The 16,540-nt window shown below is 58.5% G+C and carries 16 protein-coding genes and 1 pseudogene; 11 read left to right on the top strand and 6 right to left on the bottom strand.

The features are described from left to right. Positions 1 to 172: 172 nt before the first annotated feature. From BGIM_RS0143905 to BGIM_RS0143890, 5 genes and pseudogenes are all read left to right on the top strand, one after another. Positions 173 to 1,126, top strand: a complete 954-nt coding sequence (locus BGIM_RS0143905) for a chymotrypsin family serine protease (RefSeq protein WP_157369895.1) — start codon at positions 173 to 175, stop codon at positions 1,124 to 1,126. Positions 1,127 to 1,149: 23 nt separating this feature from the next. After that, positions 1,150 to 1,371, top strand: coding sequence for a hypothetical protein (locus BGIM_RS0143900; protein ID WP_020475937.1), 222 nt, complete (start codon positions 1,150 to 1,152; stop codon positions 1,369 to 1,371). Positions 1,372 to 1,390: 19 nt separating this feature from the next. After that, a pseudogene (locus BGIM_RS68540) lies at positions 1,391 to 1,936 on the top strand (pentapeptide repeat-containing protein); the annotation flags it as partial. 273 nt (positions 1,937 to 2,209) lie between these two features. Continuing rightward, entirely contained in the window at positions 2,210 to 3,124 is a 915-nt protein-coding gene (locus BGIM_RS67630) for a S1 family peptidase (RefSeq protein ID WP_238537833.1), read from the top strand. A gap of 32 nt (positions 3,125 to 3,156) precedes the next feature. Further along, positions 3,157 to 3,438: a hypothetical protein gene (locus BGIM_RS0143890; protein WP_020475935.1), complete on the top strand. Its 282-nt coding sequence runs from the start codon at positions 3,157 to 3,159 to the stop codon at positions 3,436 to 3,438. A gap of 53 nt (positions 3,439 to 3,491) precedes the next feature. On the opposite strand, the gene BGIM_RS55750 is transcribed toward BGIM_RS0143890, so the two are convergent. The 3 genes from BGIM_RS55750 to BGIM_RS55745 all read right to left on the bottom strand — a co-directional run bounded on the left by BGIM_RS55750 (position 3,492) and on the right by BGIM_RS55745 (position 7,196). Continuing rightward, on the bottom strand, positions 3,492 to 4,517 hold the full coding sequence (locus tag BGIM_RS55750; protein WP_020475934.1) for a substrate-binding domain-containing protein: 1,026 nt from the start codon (positions 4,515 to 4,517) through the stop codon (positions 3,492 to 3,494). 75 nt (positions 4,518 to 4,592) lie between these two features. Beyond that, positions 4,593 to 5,279: a M48 family metallopeptidase gene (locus BGIM_RS0143880; protein WP_020475933.1), complete on the bottom strand. Its 687-nt coding sequence runs from the start codon at positions 5,277 to 5,279 to the stop codon at positions 4,593 to 4,595. Between the two features lie 288 nt (positions 5,280 to 5,567). Continuing rightward, positions 5,568 to 7,196 (bottom strand): PQQ-binding-like beta-propeller repeat protein, encoded by a 1,629-nt coding sequence (locus tag BGIM_RS55745; protein ID WP_020475931.1) that lies wholly within the window; start codon positions 7,194 to 7,196, stop codon positions 5,568 to 5,570. Positions 7,197 to 7,283: 87 nt separating this feature from the next. Here BGIM_RS55745 and BGIM_RS64205 point away from each other — a divergent pair, with 87 nt between their 5' ends. The 5 genes from BGIM_RS64205 (at position 7,284) to BGIM_RS0143845 (ending at position 10,483) form a co-directional block, all read left to right on the top strand. Then, complete coding sequence (locus BGIM_RS64205; protein WP_020475930.1) at positions 7,284 to 7,814, top strand: sigma-70 family RNA polymerase sigma factor; 531 nt, start codon at positions 7,284 to 7,286, stop codon at positions 7,812 to 7,814. A gap of 61 nt (positions 7,815 to 7,875) precedes the next feature. After that, complete coding sequence (locus tag BGIM_RS0143860; protein ID WP_020475929.1) at positions 7,876 to 8,571, top strand: radical SAM protein; 696 nt, start codon at positions 7,876 to 7,878, stop codon at positions 8,569 to 8,571. Positions 8,572 to 8,575: 4 nt separating this feature from the next. Further along, entirely contained in the window at positions 8,576 to 9,163 is a 588-nt protein-coding gene (locus BGIM_RS0143855; RefSeq protein WP_020475928.1) for a Coa1/Tim21 domain-containing protein, read from the top strand. A 39-nt stretch (positions 9,164 to 9,202) separates the two neighbouring features. Next, complete coding sequence (locus BGIM_RS0143850; RefSeq protein ID WP_157369894.1) at positions 9,203 to 9,838, top strand: hypothetical protein; 636 nt, start codon at positions 9,203 to 9,205, stop codon at positions 9,836 to 9,838. Positions 9,839 to 9,877: 39 nt separating this feature from the next. Then, positions 9,878 to 10,483: a hypothetical protein gene (locus tag BGIM_RS0143845; protein ID WP_020475926.1), complete on the top strand. Its 606-nt coding sequence runs from the start codon at positions 9,878 to 9,880 to the stop codon at positions 10,481 to 10,483. A 59-nt stretch (positions 10,484 to 10,542) separates the two neighbouring features. Here the strand turns inward: BGIM_RS0143845 and BGIM_RS0143840 are convergent, their stop codons facing one another. Then, a complete protein-coding gene (locus BGIM_RS0143840) occupies positions 10,543 to 11,121 on the bottom strand; it encodes a hypothetical protein (RefSeq protein WP_020475925.1) in 579 nt (192 codons plus the stop codon). A gap of 116 nt (positions 11,122 to 11,237) precedes the next feature. Between BGIM_RS0143840 and BGIM_RS0143835 the strand changes: the two genes are divergently transcribed. Continuing rightward, complete coding sequence (locus BGIM_RS0143835; RefSeq protein WP_040892174.1) at positions 11,238 to 11,846, top strand: hypothetical protein; 609 nt, start codon at positions 11,238 to 11,240, stop codon at positions 11,844 to 11,846. 156 nt (positions 11,847 to 12,002) lie between these two features. Here BGIM_RS0143835 and BGIM_RS0143830 read toward each other — a convergent pair whose 3' ends face one another. Next, positions 12,003 to 12,947 carry a 2-hydroxyacid dehydrogenase gene (locus BGIM_RS0143830; RefSeq protein WP_020475923.1) on the bottom strand — a complete coding sequence of 315 codons (945 nt, stop codon included), beginning with the start codon at positions 12,945 to 12,947 and terminating at the stop codon, positions 12,003 to 12,005. Between the two features lie 26 nt (positions 12,948 to 12,973). Next, positions 12,974 to 16,504: a DUF4838 domain-containing protein gene (locus tag BGIM_RS0143825; RefSeq protein WP_020475922.1), complete on the bottom strand. Its 3,531-nt coding sequence runs from the start codon at positions 16,502 to 16,504 to the stop codon at positions 12,974 to 12,976. Positions 16,505 to 16,540 lie beyond the last annotated feature (36 nt).

The raw sequence follows: 16,540 nt of genomic DNA, 5'->3' as shown, positions 1-16,540 counted from the left end.
GACTCGACCTTTCTGCCTTTCCCTACCAAAGAAACTCGTTATGGCAAATACACCTTCCCCAAAACCATCACCGGCTGGCCATTTTCTCGACATGGCCGCGCTGGCGGCCGGCTCGACCAATGATTTGATTGAGGCCAAACGAGAATTATCCGCCAAATTTTTGAGGTCGAACGTGGTCCGGCCACAAGGAATCAGCTTGTTTTCGGCCGCCGTCAATCCCGACCCCAAGATTAACGTCGTCGGCGTTGGCATTGGCGAAATGCTGGAGGGGAGCAAACCGACTGGCGTCATGGCGGTGAAGTTCTTTGTGCAACGCAAGATCGATGCTTCGTTGTTGAAGAAAAAACAACTGTTGCCCAAAACCGTCTCCGGGATGCCCACGGATGTGGAGGAAGTCGGGTTGTTGGTTCCGCAAGCCGCCGGCCGTTTGCCCGATCCCCGGACGAAGCATCGGCCAATCGCCCCCGGATCATCCGTCGGATTTGTCTTTCCCGATCAGCCGGATCTTCACATGGCGGGAACCTTCGGGGCAGCGGTGACCGACTCAAACGGCAAAGTCTGCATCCTGAGCAACAACCATGTGCTGGCCAACGAGCGCACTGATCAGGAGGGAAGCGGCTTGCCGATCGGAGCGCCCATCTATCAACCGGGTTTGCTGGACGGCGGACAAGTCCCCCAAGATCATGTGGCCGATCTTTCCGGGGTTGTGCCGTACAAGTTGGAGGGGAATAATGAGGTTGATGCGGCCGTGGCCAAGATTCGGAACGGCATTGGCTGGACGAAGGACATCTTGAAGATTGGCGCTCCAACCGGAACCGCCGCCGCCGTCCATGACATGCTCGTCCATAAATACGGCCGGACAACACGCTACACCGTCGGACGGGTGACGAGCATCAACACCGACGTGAACCTGCCGTTTAACATCGGCACGGTTTTCTTCGCGGACCAGATCGTGATCAGGGGGCTGGACGGCCTGAGATTTTCGGACACCGGCGATTCGGGATCGTTGATCCTGGAGCGAAGCACGAACAAAGCGGTGGGTTTGCTGTTCGCGGGTTCCGCCACCCATACGATCGCGAATCACATCGACAAAGCGTTGACCGCCTTGGGAGTCCAACTGGCTTAGTCGGCGGCAGGAGGGAATCGACGATGAGCGAAACAGATGCGAACGCGGTCAAACGAAAATTCTCCCGCGATCTGATGCGACTCCCCGGCGTGATCGGCGTCGGCGTCGAGAAAACCTCTCACGACTCGTTTGGAATCACCGTCTTTCTGACTGAGGACAACCTCAAGTCCAAAGCCGTCCTCCCGGCGGACTTGGACGGTCATCCCTACCGGGTGGAAATCTCCGGGCCAATAAGGCCCCAATAGCTCCTTTCAGGAATGCCCCATGTCCGAACCGGCCTCGCAACCTTCCGAAAAGTTGATTTCCAAGGAACAAATCGACGCCATAGTCGCCGCCCACCAAAAGTGGCTGGACGATGCAGAGAACCCGGAAGGGCGTCGGGCCGAATTTGTCGATGTGCGATTGGAATCGCCCAATTTTGCATACTTGGATTTGGGGGGAATCGTTTTCCGACGATGCACTCTCATTTCCCCCAATTTCACTGATGCCACTCTTGACAAGTCGGTGTTTGAGGACACCGCTATCGAGAGCGGGAACTTCTATCTGGCAAATCTCACTGGCACCACTTTTGCCAAATGTCGGTTGGAAGGGGCCAATTTCCTAAGCACTCACTTGGTGGGGGCAAGAATTCTTGCATCGACCGTGAGGGCCTCGTTCGACTATGCGATATTGACCTCTTCAATGATTGAGGACAGTACATTTGGCAGATCCGAATTTTTTCTTGCCGAATTGACAAATGTGGTTTTTAGACGTTGCAATTTCGATGGATCCCATTTTTATGGATCGCGAATTATTGGTTGCACATTCGACCACACACATCTGAGATTATGGGAACCACACTATTTTTCAAAACGCAACTTTCGTCTGAACGTCTGTCTTCAAGAAATAAATGCAGCCGCAAGATCAGCGATCTTTGGCAAACAGCCTTCAACGCGGGAATCAGAAGACTGGAACCTTCGACGACCATTGCCCGAATTGACCCCATCGGGATACGCAACCCCCCGACGAACATTGCCAAAATTAATTCCAACCGATCACGACCGTTTGCTCAATGACTACGAAAGATTTTGGCAGCGATATCTGGTGGTTGATTCACCGAAAGACTCCGCTTCACCGACACCATTTTGGTCGCCCACCCCCGTCTGGCGGGAGAATATTGTCGGCATCGGAATGGCCGAAAAATACTCGCGTGGCGAACCCACCGGCCAGTGGGGAGTGACTTTCTTTGTCAACAGAAAATTTCCGCTCTCGCTCATCGGGCCTGAAGATCGCCTGCCGGAGCGGGTGGGATCGGGAGAGTGGCCCACGGATGTCGTTGAAACAGGCCCCTTCCAAACATTTGCCAACGCGGAATACGCCCAGTCGATCAACCGTGGCGACCAGCAGGGGCAGAAGGTTCTCTCGCCGCCCGGAACACTGGGGGCGTTCGTCAAATCCCGGAATCCCGACGATCAGGCCGCCTATCTTTTGACGGCGGGCCATGTGGTGGAGAATGTGGGAATTTCTGTCTGGCAGCCACCGGGGTTTGCGACACAGCCCAATCCCGACATCATTGCTTGGGTAAACAATGTTGTGTACCGACGAATCCACGGGGTGACCATTGACGCCGCGACAGCCAGGCTGGAACCGACCGCCACGACAGTCATTGGCGCCGGATTAAGACACCCGTCCGGAGCCGAGGATTGTCTCTCAGGGCTGGTTGTCGAAAAATGGGGGGCGGCCACCCAGCATACCACTGGCCGGATTGACGTTCCATCCGCCACGTTCAAAACGGACAAGTCCTCCGGGCCAGTGCGAGTGTACGAACGCCATGTCGGGATTGGTTTGCACAATGCCACTCAAGTCTTTGGTTTGCCGGGCGATTCGGGGGCGGTGGTACTGCGACAAGGGACGACCGAGGCGGTGGCCTTGGTCGTCGCCGGTTCGACAGGTCGCAACCGGGTGACGATCGCCACTCCCATCAAGGCTGTTCTCGACTCGCTTGATTGTGACTTTTGAGTATCCTAAATGATGGCAGGGGTTCAAACCTGATGGATTTGAAAAGCGCCCAAAACCTCGAAGACCGGGCCGGCAGTTCCTTGATCGAACTGGACGGAATCTCGGGGTACGGCGTGATGCGAAGGAACCGGCCGGCCGGTTTAAAAAGCCTGCCGGACGATTACGTCCTTGGCATTTTTGCCGACCAAGACCCCGACAAGGATTTGCTGGCCCGGATTGAGGAACTATGCGGCCCGGACGGATATGAGGTGATCGTCTCCGGGCCATTTGTCACTTTCGCGGGTCAGGACATGGCCAATCAATCCGCCCGGTAATGGCGATTTTCCAGTCGGCCCGGCACATCAACGCCGGGCAAAGCGGCCCGATCTCACTTCCCGACCAGCTTCTTCAAATCAGCCGCGAATTGGGCGGCTCCGATGCGGTCGCGGCCGGTCACGGGGTCTTTGGCCCCCTCCTTGACGATCACGCGGACGGGGATGGCGTCTTTGGGCAACTTGCTCTTGTCTCCGGTCCGGGCGATCTCGGCGAGGATTTCGACCGACTTAAAGCCGAAGTTGTACGGGTCTTGCACGATCGTGCCGTAAATCTCGCCGGATTGGATGGCGTCAAGCGTGGCGGCGTCCTCGTCAAAGCTGACAATCTTCACCTTGCCCGCGAGTTTCTTGGCCTTCACCGCCTGCAAGATCATCGGGGCGTTGTAGGCATACAGCCCGACCATGCAGATGTTTTCCGTGCCGGACATCTTTTCGAGGGCATCCTTCGCGTTGTCTTGGGCCGTCTGATTGTTGATCGAGTCGGTGATGGCCTCCCCTTTGTAGAGAGTATACTTGCCATACACCGGGCCTTTGGCGTCCTTTTCCCCGGCCAGTTCGTCCACCACACCTTGGAAGCGTTGCCGGGCGTTCAGCGAGGTCATGTTGCCGACGAAGATGGCGATGCTGCCCCCTTGCGGCATGGCTTCCTTCACCAACCGGCCGGCGGACTTGCCGGCGTCGTAGTTGTCCGTGCCCACGTAACAAAGGCGGCCGGTTCCCTCGGCGTCGTTGTCCATCGTGATGAGGTTGATTTTCTGGCCGATGAGTTTCAGGTCCGGCGTTTGTTCTTCGGGATTGATGACGCTGACGGACAGGCCGCTGATCCCCTGCCGGACGACTTCGTTGACGATGTCCCGTTGCAGCCCGGCCTCGCCCTTTTCCGGCATCCGGAAGATGACTTCCACGCCGAACTTTTCCCCGGCGTCCTTGGCGCCCTTCTCGGCGATGCTCCAGAACTCGGCCGGGTTGTTGGTCACCACGGCGACCTTCACCTTGCCGGTGTTTTTGCTACAGGAGCCGCCAAGACCGCAGAGAATGGCGACGAGGGACGAGACAAATAACCGCCGGGACAGTTTCATGGCCGAGACTCGGGAGAGTGAAAATGAATGGGGAACCTGCCCACACGATATCCCGAATCCGGCGGTCGGCAAGCGTCAGCGACTCTGCATGAGGTTTCCGCGTTTGTCCGCATTCTCCTCGGCTTCCTTCAACATGGGCTGGACTCTTTGAACACACTCTGGATCAAAACCAGCTTTCTTGAGGTAGCTGCGAGAAAGCACCGCCGTGTCCGGCGTGGGGCAATCCGCGGCGGGACGACGCGCTCGCGGGGGGGGCGAGTGACGGTTCAGTAGCCCCGCCTCGGCCAGCCGGGTCATGTCCGGGGTATTGCCCGAACCGACCACATCGGAAGTCAGATGCGGGTCCGGAGGCACGTCTTCCGACCGGACACTGTCTCTGAAACGAGTGGCGGTCATCTTTCCAAGTTCCGCGCTCAACAGGGCAGCAATCTCATCATCCGAGGTGCAACGATTCACCAACCCCTCGCTAATGACTATTTGGCCATCTTTTGTGGAAAACACCATCGATTCCGAAAGACCAATGGTGGAAAACACCGGTTTCGTGGAAAACTCTCCAGGATTGGCGGCGGTCAATTGAGCGCCGATGGCATGCACTCGTGTGGCTACCTTGGTGGAAGCGATCGGTCCCTGGACCGGCTCCCGCTCCGGTTCCAGCCGACGGGAGATGGTGTCCCACGGCATTTCCGTCTTGCCATCCGGGGACACGCAACCAGCCGTGCCAATGGCGAACACGCACAAACCAACAACCGGAAGTTTCGACATGGCGGCTCCTCCTCCAGAATCAATCCCCCAATAACGCCGACGGAGAAGGAACGCAAGCTCAAGATTTTGGGGGAACTGCGGGATAAAGATAACGAAAGGTGGATGAGAACAGCCTCGCCACTTTCAGCGTCCGTGAAGCCGCGACGCGGAGTCTTCGGAGCGGAGCGCGGATTTCCTGTCCGAATTCATTGCCAACATGAGTAATCGTTTGACGGGTTTCAGCCCGCGCTCCGCTCCGAAGACTCCGCGTCGCGGCTTCACGGATTTCACGATGCGCGTGGCGGTCATTCATTTCGCCAACTCGTAAGCCGCCATTTCTTCTTCGTTTCGCAGATAGATGATGTTCCCAACCATCGCCGGGTTGTTCCAGGTTTTCTTGCCGCGTTTCAGGGCTTGGATACGGCCAAGCTCCTCGTACTTCTCCGGCGTGGCCCGCACCAAGGCGAGTTCGCCGTATTCCGTGAGGACGACAATCAACCCCGAGTCTTGGACGAGCAATATTTGGCCGTGGCCGTATGCTTCGCCGCGTTTGGCGGTGCGTTCATCCTTCCAGACTTGCTTGCCAGTGTTCAAGTCCACACATTCCATGATGCCATCGTTAAGCCCATAAGCATGGTTCTCGTAAACCACGGGGGACATGAACTTGCTTCGCATCACACTCGTCTTGGTGCGCCAGACTTCTTTGACATTCCATTTGCCGCCGTCGCCTTGGGTCACCTCCAGCATCACGCCGCCGGTGTTGTAACCGGACGAGACACACACGCGGTTCGACCCAATCACCAGCGGTTGGGCGACGTTGATCCCCTGATAGGTCGGCCAGCCGAACCGCCAGAGTTCGGCTCCGGTGACGATGTCGATTCCGGAGAGGCCGGTTGCGTCGAGCATCAGGATCATTCGCTGGCCGCTGATTTGGGCCAATTCAGGGGAACAATATCCGGCGGGGCGCGTTCCCGTGGCCCAAACGAAATCCCCGGTTTTGCGGTTGTAAGCCCGGACCGCCTTGCCCTTGCTCTCTTCGTTCTGGGCGCCGGGATTCACGATCACCAGATCATCGACAACGAGCGGCGAACCGCTCATCGCCCATTGAATGTTCTGATTGTTCTCCAACGTTTCGACCGCCCACTTCTCCGTGCCGGTGTTGCCGTCCACACACACAAGCCGACCCTTGGCCCCAAGGGCGAACACATCCCCGTGCGCAATCGTCGGCGTCGCCCGAGGGCCGTCGCCGCCGAGTTGTTCTTTGAAAAGCGTCGGCCACTTGCACACCCACACTTCGCGGCCGGTGGATGCCTGATAACAAACCACGGCTTCCTCGTCCCGTCGCTGTTCGATGGTGACCAGGAAACCGTTGGCCACGCTGAAGGCCGCGTAGCCGCCGCCGATGGGTTGCCGCCAAAGTTCCTTGGGCGGGTTCTTTCCCCAATCCGGCGACAAGGTTGTCTTCCGCACAATGCCGTCGCGGCCGCCGCCCCGATATTCGGGCCAATCATTCTCCTGAATTTCCAATTTTGCCGGAACATCAGCCTTCGGCGTGTTGATACGGTGATTTTCCAGAATGGTTTCGGGGCTGCCGCCGAGGAAAAGATCCTGCACCCAGTTCCGGGGAGCGATAATCGGGAAAAACCGGCCATCCATCGACGGGATTTTGAAACACGCGAAGAACGCCAGAAAGACCCCGAGCGTGGCAAGCAACACATGCAGGCGTTTCAAGCCGGAGAATCGCATTCCCCACACAAAAAGGCAAATCAGGGCAATAATCACCGTCAACATTTTTCCCATGTTGAGGGACGACGCATCCGCCTGATTGCCCGGCCAGTTGGCGATGGCCACCAGCACGGCACCCGCGATCAGAATTACCAACGCGGGGAAAAACCGCCGCATGAAATGATTAACGGGCCTGGCGGGAACTTCGCTCATGATGGTTTCTCCGGTCCCGGACGCTGGCGTCGGGGTTTCATCCAGTATAGGCTGAGGGGAGACCCGCCCACGGAGCATCAACCGCGAATGGCCGGAGGCATTCAACAAGGGGACATGGCCCGGCTGCTCATGCAGCACCGGACGACCCTGTACGGCTACATCTTCGCCTGTGTCCGGCATCATGCGGATGCCGAGGACATCCTGCAAACCACCACGGTGGCCGTGATGGAATCAGTCGGGCAACTGCGGGACGAGGCCGGTTTTTTGCCGTGGGCCAGAGAGATCGCCCGGCGGCGGGTGCTGGCTCATCGTCGTAATCATTTGAAGGAACAAGTTTTTGATCCCGAGTTGGTGCGCGCCCTCGCCGAAGCCGCCGAGCGACTGGACGAACGCGAACCCGCCAACCCCCGGCAACTGGCCCTGAAGGCGTGTCTCGATCACCTGCCGCCGGAAAGCCGCCGGCTGATTATCTCCCGTTATGACCCGAAACTCGGTGACGCGGAATTGCTGGCGGAAAAGTTCGGGCATACCGTGCAATCGGTGTATGCCCGCATCAAACGCATCAAGGCGGCCTTGCGGAACTGTGTCGAAAAGCGGCTGGAGCATGAAGCGGGGTAAATTCCGGGCCGATTCGCTACAATCTCCAGATTGTTCAGATGACCCAAGCCAGTGACGGGGAATGATCGCCAAGTATCCGCCTCAACGTCTTCGCGTGTTGGAAGCCCGACCCGTCGGCCAGCTCCTGATTCACGAGATTTACAAAAGCATTCAGGGGGAATCGACCTTCGCCGGGCTGCCGTGTGTCTTCGTGCGCACCACCGGATGCGGTCAGCGCTGCTCTTGGTGCGACACGCCGCACGCCTTCACCGAGGGGCAACCACTCTCGCCGGAAACCGTGCTGGAACGCATCCGGGCGTTTGGCTGCCCGCTCGTCGAATTCACCGGCGGAGAGCCATTGCTTCAACGAGAGGTGTTGCCGATCATGGCGACACTCGCGGATGAGGGCTTCACCATCTTGTTGGAAACCGGCGGGGCCGAGGACGTCTCCGAGGTCGATCCGCGCGTCCATGTCATCATGGATTTGAAGTGCCCCGACAGCGGCGAATGCGAACGGAACAACTGGGCCAATTTGAATGTGTTGAAGCCGACCGATCAGATCAAATTCGTGATCGCCTCGCGGAAGGACTTCGACTGGACCGTTCAAACGATCCGCGAACATCAACTCGACACCCGTTTTATCGTGTTGCTCAGCGCCGTGTTCGACCGCGTCCGACTCGACGACCTGACCGCCTGGCTCCTCGAAACCGGGCTGAATGTTCGCTTTCAATTGCAGATGCACAAATTCATTTGGGACCCCAAGACTCGCGGAGTGTGACGAAATGGCCAAGGTAACACTGACGGAATATGAGTGCCGGAAGAATCTGCTGCCGGACGTCTGCATGAAATGCGGCGAACCGGCCGACACACGGGTGAAGCGAAATTTTTCGTGGTATCCGCCGTGGGTGATGGTTCTCGTGCTGGCGGGCGTGCTGGTAGCGGCCATCGTGGCCCTGATTCTCACCAAGAAAATGTCGGTCCGGGCGCCGATGTGCGACCTGCACAAAGATCACTGGTCCAAACGAACGATGTGGACGCTGATCACCTTTGGCATTCTGGCCGTCCTCGGCATCGGCGGGATTGTCATCCTTGGCGCCGTCGAAAACGGCCCCAACAAGGACTCTTTCACCGGACTCATCTGCGGGGGGGGGGTGTTCGGGCTGCTCGCCTGGCTGATTTTGGTGGTGATTTTCCAAAGCACCATGATCAAGCCGACGTTGATCACTGACAAGAAGATCACACTGGTCAAGGTGCATCCCGAGTTCGTGCGGGCCTTGGAAGACGACCGGGCGGCTGACGAGGATGACGACGACCAGCCCCCGCCGAGGAAGAAAAAATTCGACCGGCGGGACGACGACGACGACGAATAAGGCTGAAGGAACGTCCGAGACTCGCGGAGTGTGATGGCGATGGCCAAGGTAACCCTGACGGAATATGAGTGTCGAAAAAACCTGCTCCCGGATGTCTGCATGGAATGCGGCGAACCGGCCGGTGATCGGGTGAGGCGAAAGTTCAGTTGGTATCCCCCGTGGACGACGGCCCTCAGGTATATGTGCCCGCCGGTCGGCGCCATCGTGAGGCTGACCCTTCTCAAATTCATGGATGTCCGGGCTCCGATGTGCGAAGACCACAAGAAGCATTGGCTCAAAATCGGACTGCGGGCATTGATTAGCTTCGGTATTTTGATCATCTTCGAGCTTGTCTGCTTCGGCCTGATTTCCGCCTTTGCTCACGGAGAGCACGAAGGCGAAATCATCGGCCTTGGCTGCGGTGTCGGGGTATTTGCCTTCATCGCCTGGCGGATTTTCTTGGTTGTCTTGCGGTCCAGGATGATCAAACCAACGGAGATCACGCTCGGGAACATCACGCTGACAAACATTCATCCCGATTTCGTGCAAGCCTTGGAAGAGGACCGGGCGGCCGACGAAGAATATCACAACCGGTCGAAAAGGAAACGCAGTCCCTCGAAGAACTTCCGTGACCGGGACGACGACCGGCCTCCGCCAAAGAAAAAGAAGAACGACTCATGGCACGATGACGAATGAAGCCAACGAAACGCCCGAGAAGCCCGGAGTTCGCCCACGATGCCCAAGGTCACCCTGACGGAATATGAATGCCGCAACGACTTGTTGCCGATGGTCTGCCTGAAATGTGGCGCAATCGCCAACACGACCGTCAGAAGGCAATTCTCGTGGTATCCATCTTGGGTGATCTGGCTGGCGTTTCTGGGTTTGATGATCGCGCTGGTCGCGGGCGTAATCATGACCAAACGGATGGTGATTGAATCACCCATGTGCGACCGGCATCAGGGGCATTGGGCCAATCGCAAACTCTGGACTTGGCTTGCTCTGGGGTTTTTGGCCGTTTTGCTGATCGTGGGAATCGAACTTTATTCCGAAGCGCACCAGCAACAGGACAAGGATTTCTTCGCCACCCTCATCTGGGGCGGCGGGGCAACCTTGTTGGTGGCGTGGCTGGCATTTGCATTGGTGTTGCGAATTGGAATGATCAAGCCCAAGATCATCACAAGCCAGACGATCACGCTATTGAACATTCACCCCGAATTTGTGCGGGCATTGAAACAAGAGCGGGAACGAGATGCGGAGGCCGAACGCCAGTCTCGGGCGCGCCGTCCCGCGAATAAAGGTCGGAACCGGCCGTCATCGAAAAACAGAAAGAACGAGCGGTGACACGACGACGCAATTGGTTGTCGTGTCACCGCTCGTTCCATTTTGGCCGACAACAAATCTCAACGATTCGGCAAGCCCGCACTCGGGAAGCTCGCCGGCAGAGTGTTGCCCGGCGGGTTGATCGGCGGCGGAATCCGCGGGTCCGAATTATCCCGTCGCGGGGCGGAACCCAACGGCGGCGTTTGCACCCCGCCGGTTTGCTGAATCGGCCCGGGCGTTCCGGCCGGATTAAACGGCTGGCCCCCCGGCATCGGCGGCGATGACGCGGCGCGTGGAACGAATGTCAGATGATACTCATACGTATCCTGCATGGAGGTGGTGCTGGAAGTCGAGGTGACTTCTCCAATCTTCGGCCTGTTGTTCTGGCCGCCCAAATCCCGGCGATCCGTGTTCTGGGTGTTGGTGATCGATTCGCCCACCTTCACCCGCACAACACTTCCGTTAAACACCGGATCTTTGATGTACTGACCGGCGACTTTCTGCGCCTCGTCCTGATAGCGGAATGGCCAAGTGTTGGTCTGGTCTGGCACGGCCACGACGACCGATGCCGAATCAGACCGGACAACACGGGCCGACGCGCAGCCCGACAACCCCGAAATCATCGCCACACAGGCGACCACCAGCAATCGCGAATTCATGATCTTACCCCCCGATAATGTTTGGGGAATAATTCACGATTCAATGCGTGTCAACCGCAGTTCGGAAGGATGATAAGCTAATAACGTCAGCGGCATTGAGAAGAGGAGTGTTTCGCGTGGCTTACAGTGAATTCAGTCTGAGGGACACCCTCGACCGATTCGGGTTGGCGCTCATCGACACACCGGATTTGTTCGGGGATGTTCCCGAACGGCAGCCAAGCGATCTGCTGACGGCCATTCTCAAGGAATTTCTTCCGCTGGCCCTCGCCATCAACACGGAAAAGGCACGGTCCGAACTGGTGATCGCCCCGCTATTCGCCGGATTGCGGAAACAACTCGACCACCGCTTCAGCATCTTCTCGGGAATCGATTTTTCCGTGGATGCGACCCGCGGGCTGGCGGGGTATTGCGATTTCATTTTGTCCCGCTCGCCGGAGCAGCAGTTTTTGGAAAGCCCGGTCGCGGTGATCGCCGAGGCCAAAAACGACAACCTGAAGGCCGGCTTGGGGCAGTGTGTCGCGGCCATGGTGGCCGCCCGGCTCTTCAACTCGAACGAAGGATCGCCCGAGCTGCCCGTGTTCGGCGCCGTCACCTCCGGTTCGCTCTGGCGGTTCATGAAATTGGGCCAGGCCGAGGTGCGTCTCGACCAGCGTGAATATCACATCCGCGAATTGCCGAAGCTAGTCGGCATCCTGTCACACATGGTCGGAATCGACCAAGGGTGAGCCAGTCGGAGATCAGAGTACTCCGCACGCTCCGCGTGCGGTTGAGATTTTGACTCGTTTCATCGTCTAACCACAGGGGAAGTCCATCCGCACGCGGAGCGTGCGGAGTACTCTGATCTCCGACTGGCTCACTCTTTCCGCTCGCCACGTGATTTTTCACTGCACAAAAATCATCGGCTCGCCCGCCAATCCGGCGATTAGATTGCTCACGGACATCTCGGCCATGCGCTGCCGGGTCTGCTCCGTGGCGCTTCCCAAGTGCGGGGTGATGATGACGTTGTCGAGTTTCAACAGAGGATGGTCGCGAGGCAATGGCTCCGGGTCGGTCACGTCCAGTGCGGCGGCGTGGATGCGACGGGCTTGGAGACATTCGGCCAGCGCGTCCTGATCGATCACCGCTCCTCGGGCGATGTTGATGAGGCTGGCGGTCGGTTTCATCAGGGCCAGTTCGGCACGGCCAATCAGGCCGCGCGTCGCGGGAGAAAGCGGCACGGTCAGGATCACATAATCGGCCGTTTTCAGCAGTTCTTCAAGAGAGGCATATCGCACCCCCAATGTTTGCTCGGCCTCCGGGCGGGGCTGGCGGTTGTGATAAATCACGGTCATGTCGAACCCGGCCGCCCGACGGGCGACTTGCATCCCGATCCGGCCCATGCCGATGATGCCGAGCGTGGCATGGTGAATTTCCCGCCCCAGATAGCGGGAGGGATCGTATTTCAAAAACTCCGGCCCTCGGGCAAAACGATCCCCTTCGACCAATCGCCGCCCGGCCGCCAACAACAGGGCGAAGCCCATGTCGGCCGTGGCCCCGTCCAGAATGCCCGGCGTGTTGCCGACCGGGATGTTCCGGGCGGCGGCGGCTTTCAAATCGATGTGATCCACCCCCACGCCGAAGTTGCTGATGGAGCGAACACCCGGCAGGCGGTCGAGCAACTCGCCGTTCACCACCGGATGGCCGTAGGTGTAGATGGCCGTGATCCCGGCCGCCCCCGGCTCTTGGGCGGCCGACCACGGAACCAGTTCCACCCGGTCGTTCAGAAGTTGTAACACGGCCGGGCCAACGGGGAGGTCGGCCAGCACGCGGGGACGGGAGACAGACATGGAGAGATCCTTCCGGGGATTCGGGTTTACTTCAACGCTTCCGGCGAAATCTCCAGCACCGTGTACGGCAACAACATCAACACACACACGGAACCGGATTTCGTCTGGCAGATTCCAAGGGTGACATGCCGGCTGGTCACCACGCCATCGGGCATCTCAATGGTGCCGCCGTGAAAGGGCAGCGGTTTGCCAGCCGGGTCTTTGAGAATATATTCCGGGTTCTTGATCGACACCGCCCCGTGATCCCGCGTCATCTTGTCGCCGGGTTTGTAACTCACCACATGGTGCAGGCTGATGCCCAAGACATTGGACTCGGTGACGGACGCCCACACTTCCCCGGTCGGCCCGACGCACATGGCCCGGCAATCCGTGGATTTCGCGGAACCCACCAGCGGCCCCAACACACGGCCCGGCAAAGTGTCACCGGTGGCGGTCAGGTCGTAGGCGATCAGTTGATTGGCGCTCATCGGCACACAGTACAGTGTTTTGCCGTCAGGCGACGCATCCCAATTGATCGGGTGGCCGCTCGGCTGGTCGGCCAAATGCTGGTCCGGAGCCGGGGCCTTGCCGTCGATGGTTTGCTTCAGCCGGTCGAGTTTCTGGGTCTTCGGATCATAGCGGGCAATCTCACCGCCGAGCAACGGATGATAGGCCCGGCCGAGGTTGTCCAGCACAATGAATCCGTAAATATGCTTGGTGTCGATCAGCTCTTTGTATTTGCCGGTTTTCAGGTCGAGAACCAAGAAGACAGAGCTTTCACCTGGCCCCGGCCGACCATCGGAACAAGTGGAGATGTAAGCGATTCCGCGTGATTCATCCGGCATGATGCTGTTGATACCGTGATGCTTCACCGGGATCGGGTAGACTTTCGTTTCGCCAGTCACCGGGTCGTAAACCATCGGATAGCCGCCAGGATAGTCTTCGCGCTTTTCGGTTTTGCTCGGGTAGCCTTGCTTGGTGCCGAAATAGATTTTGCCGCTCGCCCCCACATTGTTGCGGGTGTGAATTTTGGCCTGCGAGCCGAAGCCTTTGATATCCGTGCCAATGGCTTTGTGGCAGTCCACGACGATCTTCATCTTCTTCGTCGCCGGATCGAACTCCACCAACCAAGAATTCATGCCGTTGGCATGGGTGCCGACATACAACCGGCCATTCTTCCCCTCAATGATGGAGAAATAGCCCTCCCCCTCCGTGGCAGTTTCCTTGGGAACCGCGTGGGCGGTGGCGGGAACCCACCTCAGCGGCTTTTCTGCATAGACCACCGCCGGGCCGAGCAAGCCGCCGGTGCCGAGTTCGTTGAAGTCTTTTCGTGTGCAGAACAGGGCGACGGTGTTCGCTCCCGGTTTGGCGACGGAGGTGATGTCGTAGGAAAACGGCTGGCAGTATCCCGTCACCTCGTCGGCTGATTTGCCGGCCGTGTCGGTGTGCTTGACAAGTTGGCCGTTCACGAACACTTTCACACTGCCGTCGAAACTGCCGAGCCAGAGGGAAACCCGGCGCCCTTTCGGCACCGTGGGGAGATTCACTTCCGTGCGATACCACATCGATTTAAAGTGGTCGTGGTAACCAAGCGTGGACCACGAATCCACGCATACGTCGGTGGTCTTCCACGCCTTGTCGTCAAATTCCGGCTTCGCCCAACCGGCGGCCTCGCCTTTGTTGTCGGCGACGGCCTGATAGCGGAATTGCCGGGCCGGGGCTTTCGTCAGGATGTCGAAGTTTTTCGCCAGACGTTCGGCATCGTCATAGGTCTGCTGATAAAACTGGCCGAAATACGACCCGTTGACGGTGTTCGGCGTCCAACCCACGCGGGTGAAGCAGTGTTGGTCCTTGTATTTCTCCCCAAGTTCGACCACCCGCTTTCGCCACACGGCCGCTTCTTCGCCCAGCGTGGCGAACCGTCCCTCGGCTTGGTCAAGCCGTAATTTCATGAACAGTTCAAACAGCTTTAACGAATCATCGGCCAGTTGAATTCGCTGCTTTTCAGCCGGTGTTTTGGCGGCGGCGATTCCGGCATCCATCAGGATTCGGGCCTTCTTCATTTGTTCCGGTGTCCAGCGCCGCAGATAAGCGAAGCCGCATCCCGAGTATTCGGGGGTGTTCACCCACACGTCGTCGATGTGCTTCCAATAAGCGGTCATCTCGCGGGCGGCATTGCCGTAAAACTTGGTGTTGATGTCCGCATAGACATCTTCCGGCTTGATCGTCGGGTCCCACGCGAGGCGGCCCCCCATGTACAGGGCGTGCATGGAGGTCTCAAAATTCGGCATCGTTTCCGGCTGCCAGAACTTGCAATTATTCGCCAACGCAGCGGGCACATCGACGCCCCATTTCGTGAGCATCGGATTCGGCGCCGAGGGTTCGGCGAGAAACCACCCATAGTAATACATGGAAGTCATCTTCGATTTTTTGCCCCAGCCTTCGATGAGATAACGCAGGTCTTTGTTGCCGGGCACCCGGTCATCGGTCATCGGATGCGCCCGGCTATACGTGATCGGGGCCAGTTGCGGCACAATGCTTGGATGAACCTTCTCGCGGACGGGCGGGCGGGTGTATTGGGCGTAGGCAAGCATGCCGAACAACACATCCGGATTCTTCGTCGCCACCTTCCCGGCAACACGATTGGTCAGCACCATCAACCGGTCGGCGAGGGCGGTTTGTTGAAACGTCGGGTCGATGTCTCCGGCGTCGAGAGCCTTGTCCTCCTTGGATTCATCCCAATCCGAGCCATCATCCGGGGAGAGGGAATACGATGGTTGCGGGTCTTTCGCGTTCATGGCGAGCAACTTGTCCGCCAGAGAATCCGCCAGCCCCGCGTTGCTCCAGCGCAACCGGTTCGGGCTGGGCTTCCCGCCAATCTCGGCCACCCAGTCGGGATGCTTTTCGCGTTCCTCCTTGGTGACGTACATTTCCAAGGCGTGACCGGCCGAGAGCAACAAGCCGCCGAGACGGTTGCGGCGTTTGTAATCCTCGTCGGCATACCAAAGACCACGATAATGCGTCCCCGGAGCGGAAGACAGATCGACTTCCTCCAATGTGATGGTCTTCGCGGAGGGAATCACCTCACCCATTTCGCTCGGCATAAACCATCGGCAACCGAGCCGGTCGAGCAGTTCGTACACCGCATAACTGGCCGCGAGATCGGATTCGCCGGAGAGGCCGACACCTTTTGCCGAAACGACATACCGAAAGCCCTGTTTGTAAAGGACATTCTTGGTCGTCGGGCCAAACGCCTTGACGGCCGGCGCGCCAACCAGCACGGGAATCCGCTTGTCCTCCGGGCCGGGAGCGGCCGTCACCGTCTCGATCTTCGCGCCGCTGATTTTGCCGAGATAGAGGGCGAGGTCTTTGACGGACTCCCGCAATCGCTGGCGTTGCCGCTCGGCCTCCGCCTCGGGGAACTTTAAGCCGTTGACCGGCTTGTCTGCCGCCATCACAGCCGGATCGACCACGATGACACACTTCGGCTGGCCGTTGTCCACAAGCGTGACATCAGCCCGAAGCAGGGAGGAGAAAATCAGCGCCGCGGAAATGGCGGGAAGGACAGCACGAATCATGGCGAAGGCTTCCGTGGGTTGAACGTGCGGTTCGGG

The sequence above is a fragment of the Zavarzinella formosa DSM 19928 genome, assembly GCF_000255705.1.
GTDB classification, from domain to species: Bacteria; Planctomycetota; Planctomycetia; order Gemmatales; family Gemmataceae; genus Zavarzinella; species Zavarzinella formosa.
This window is presented reverse-complemented; position numbering and strand designations above follow the sequence as displayed.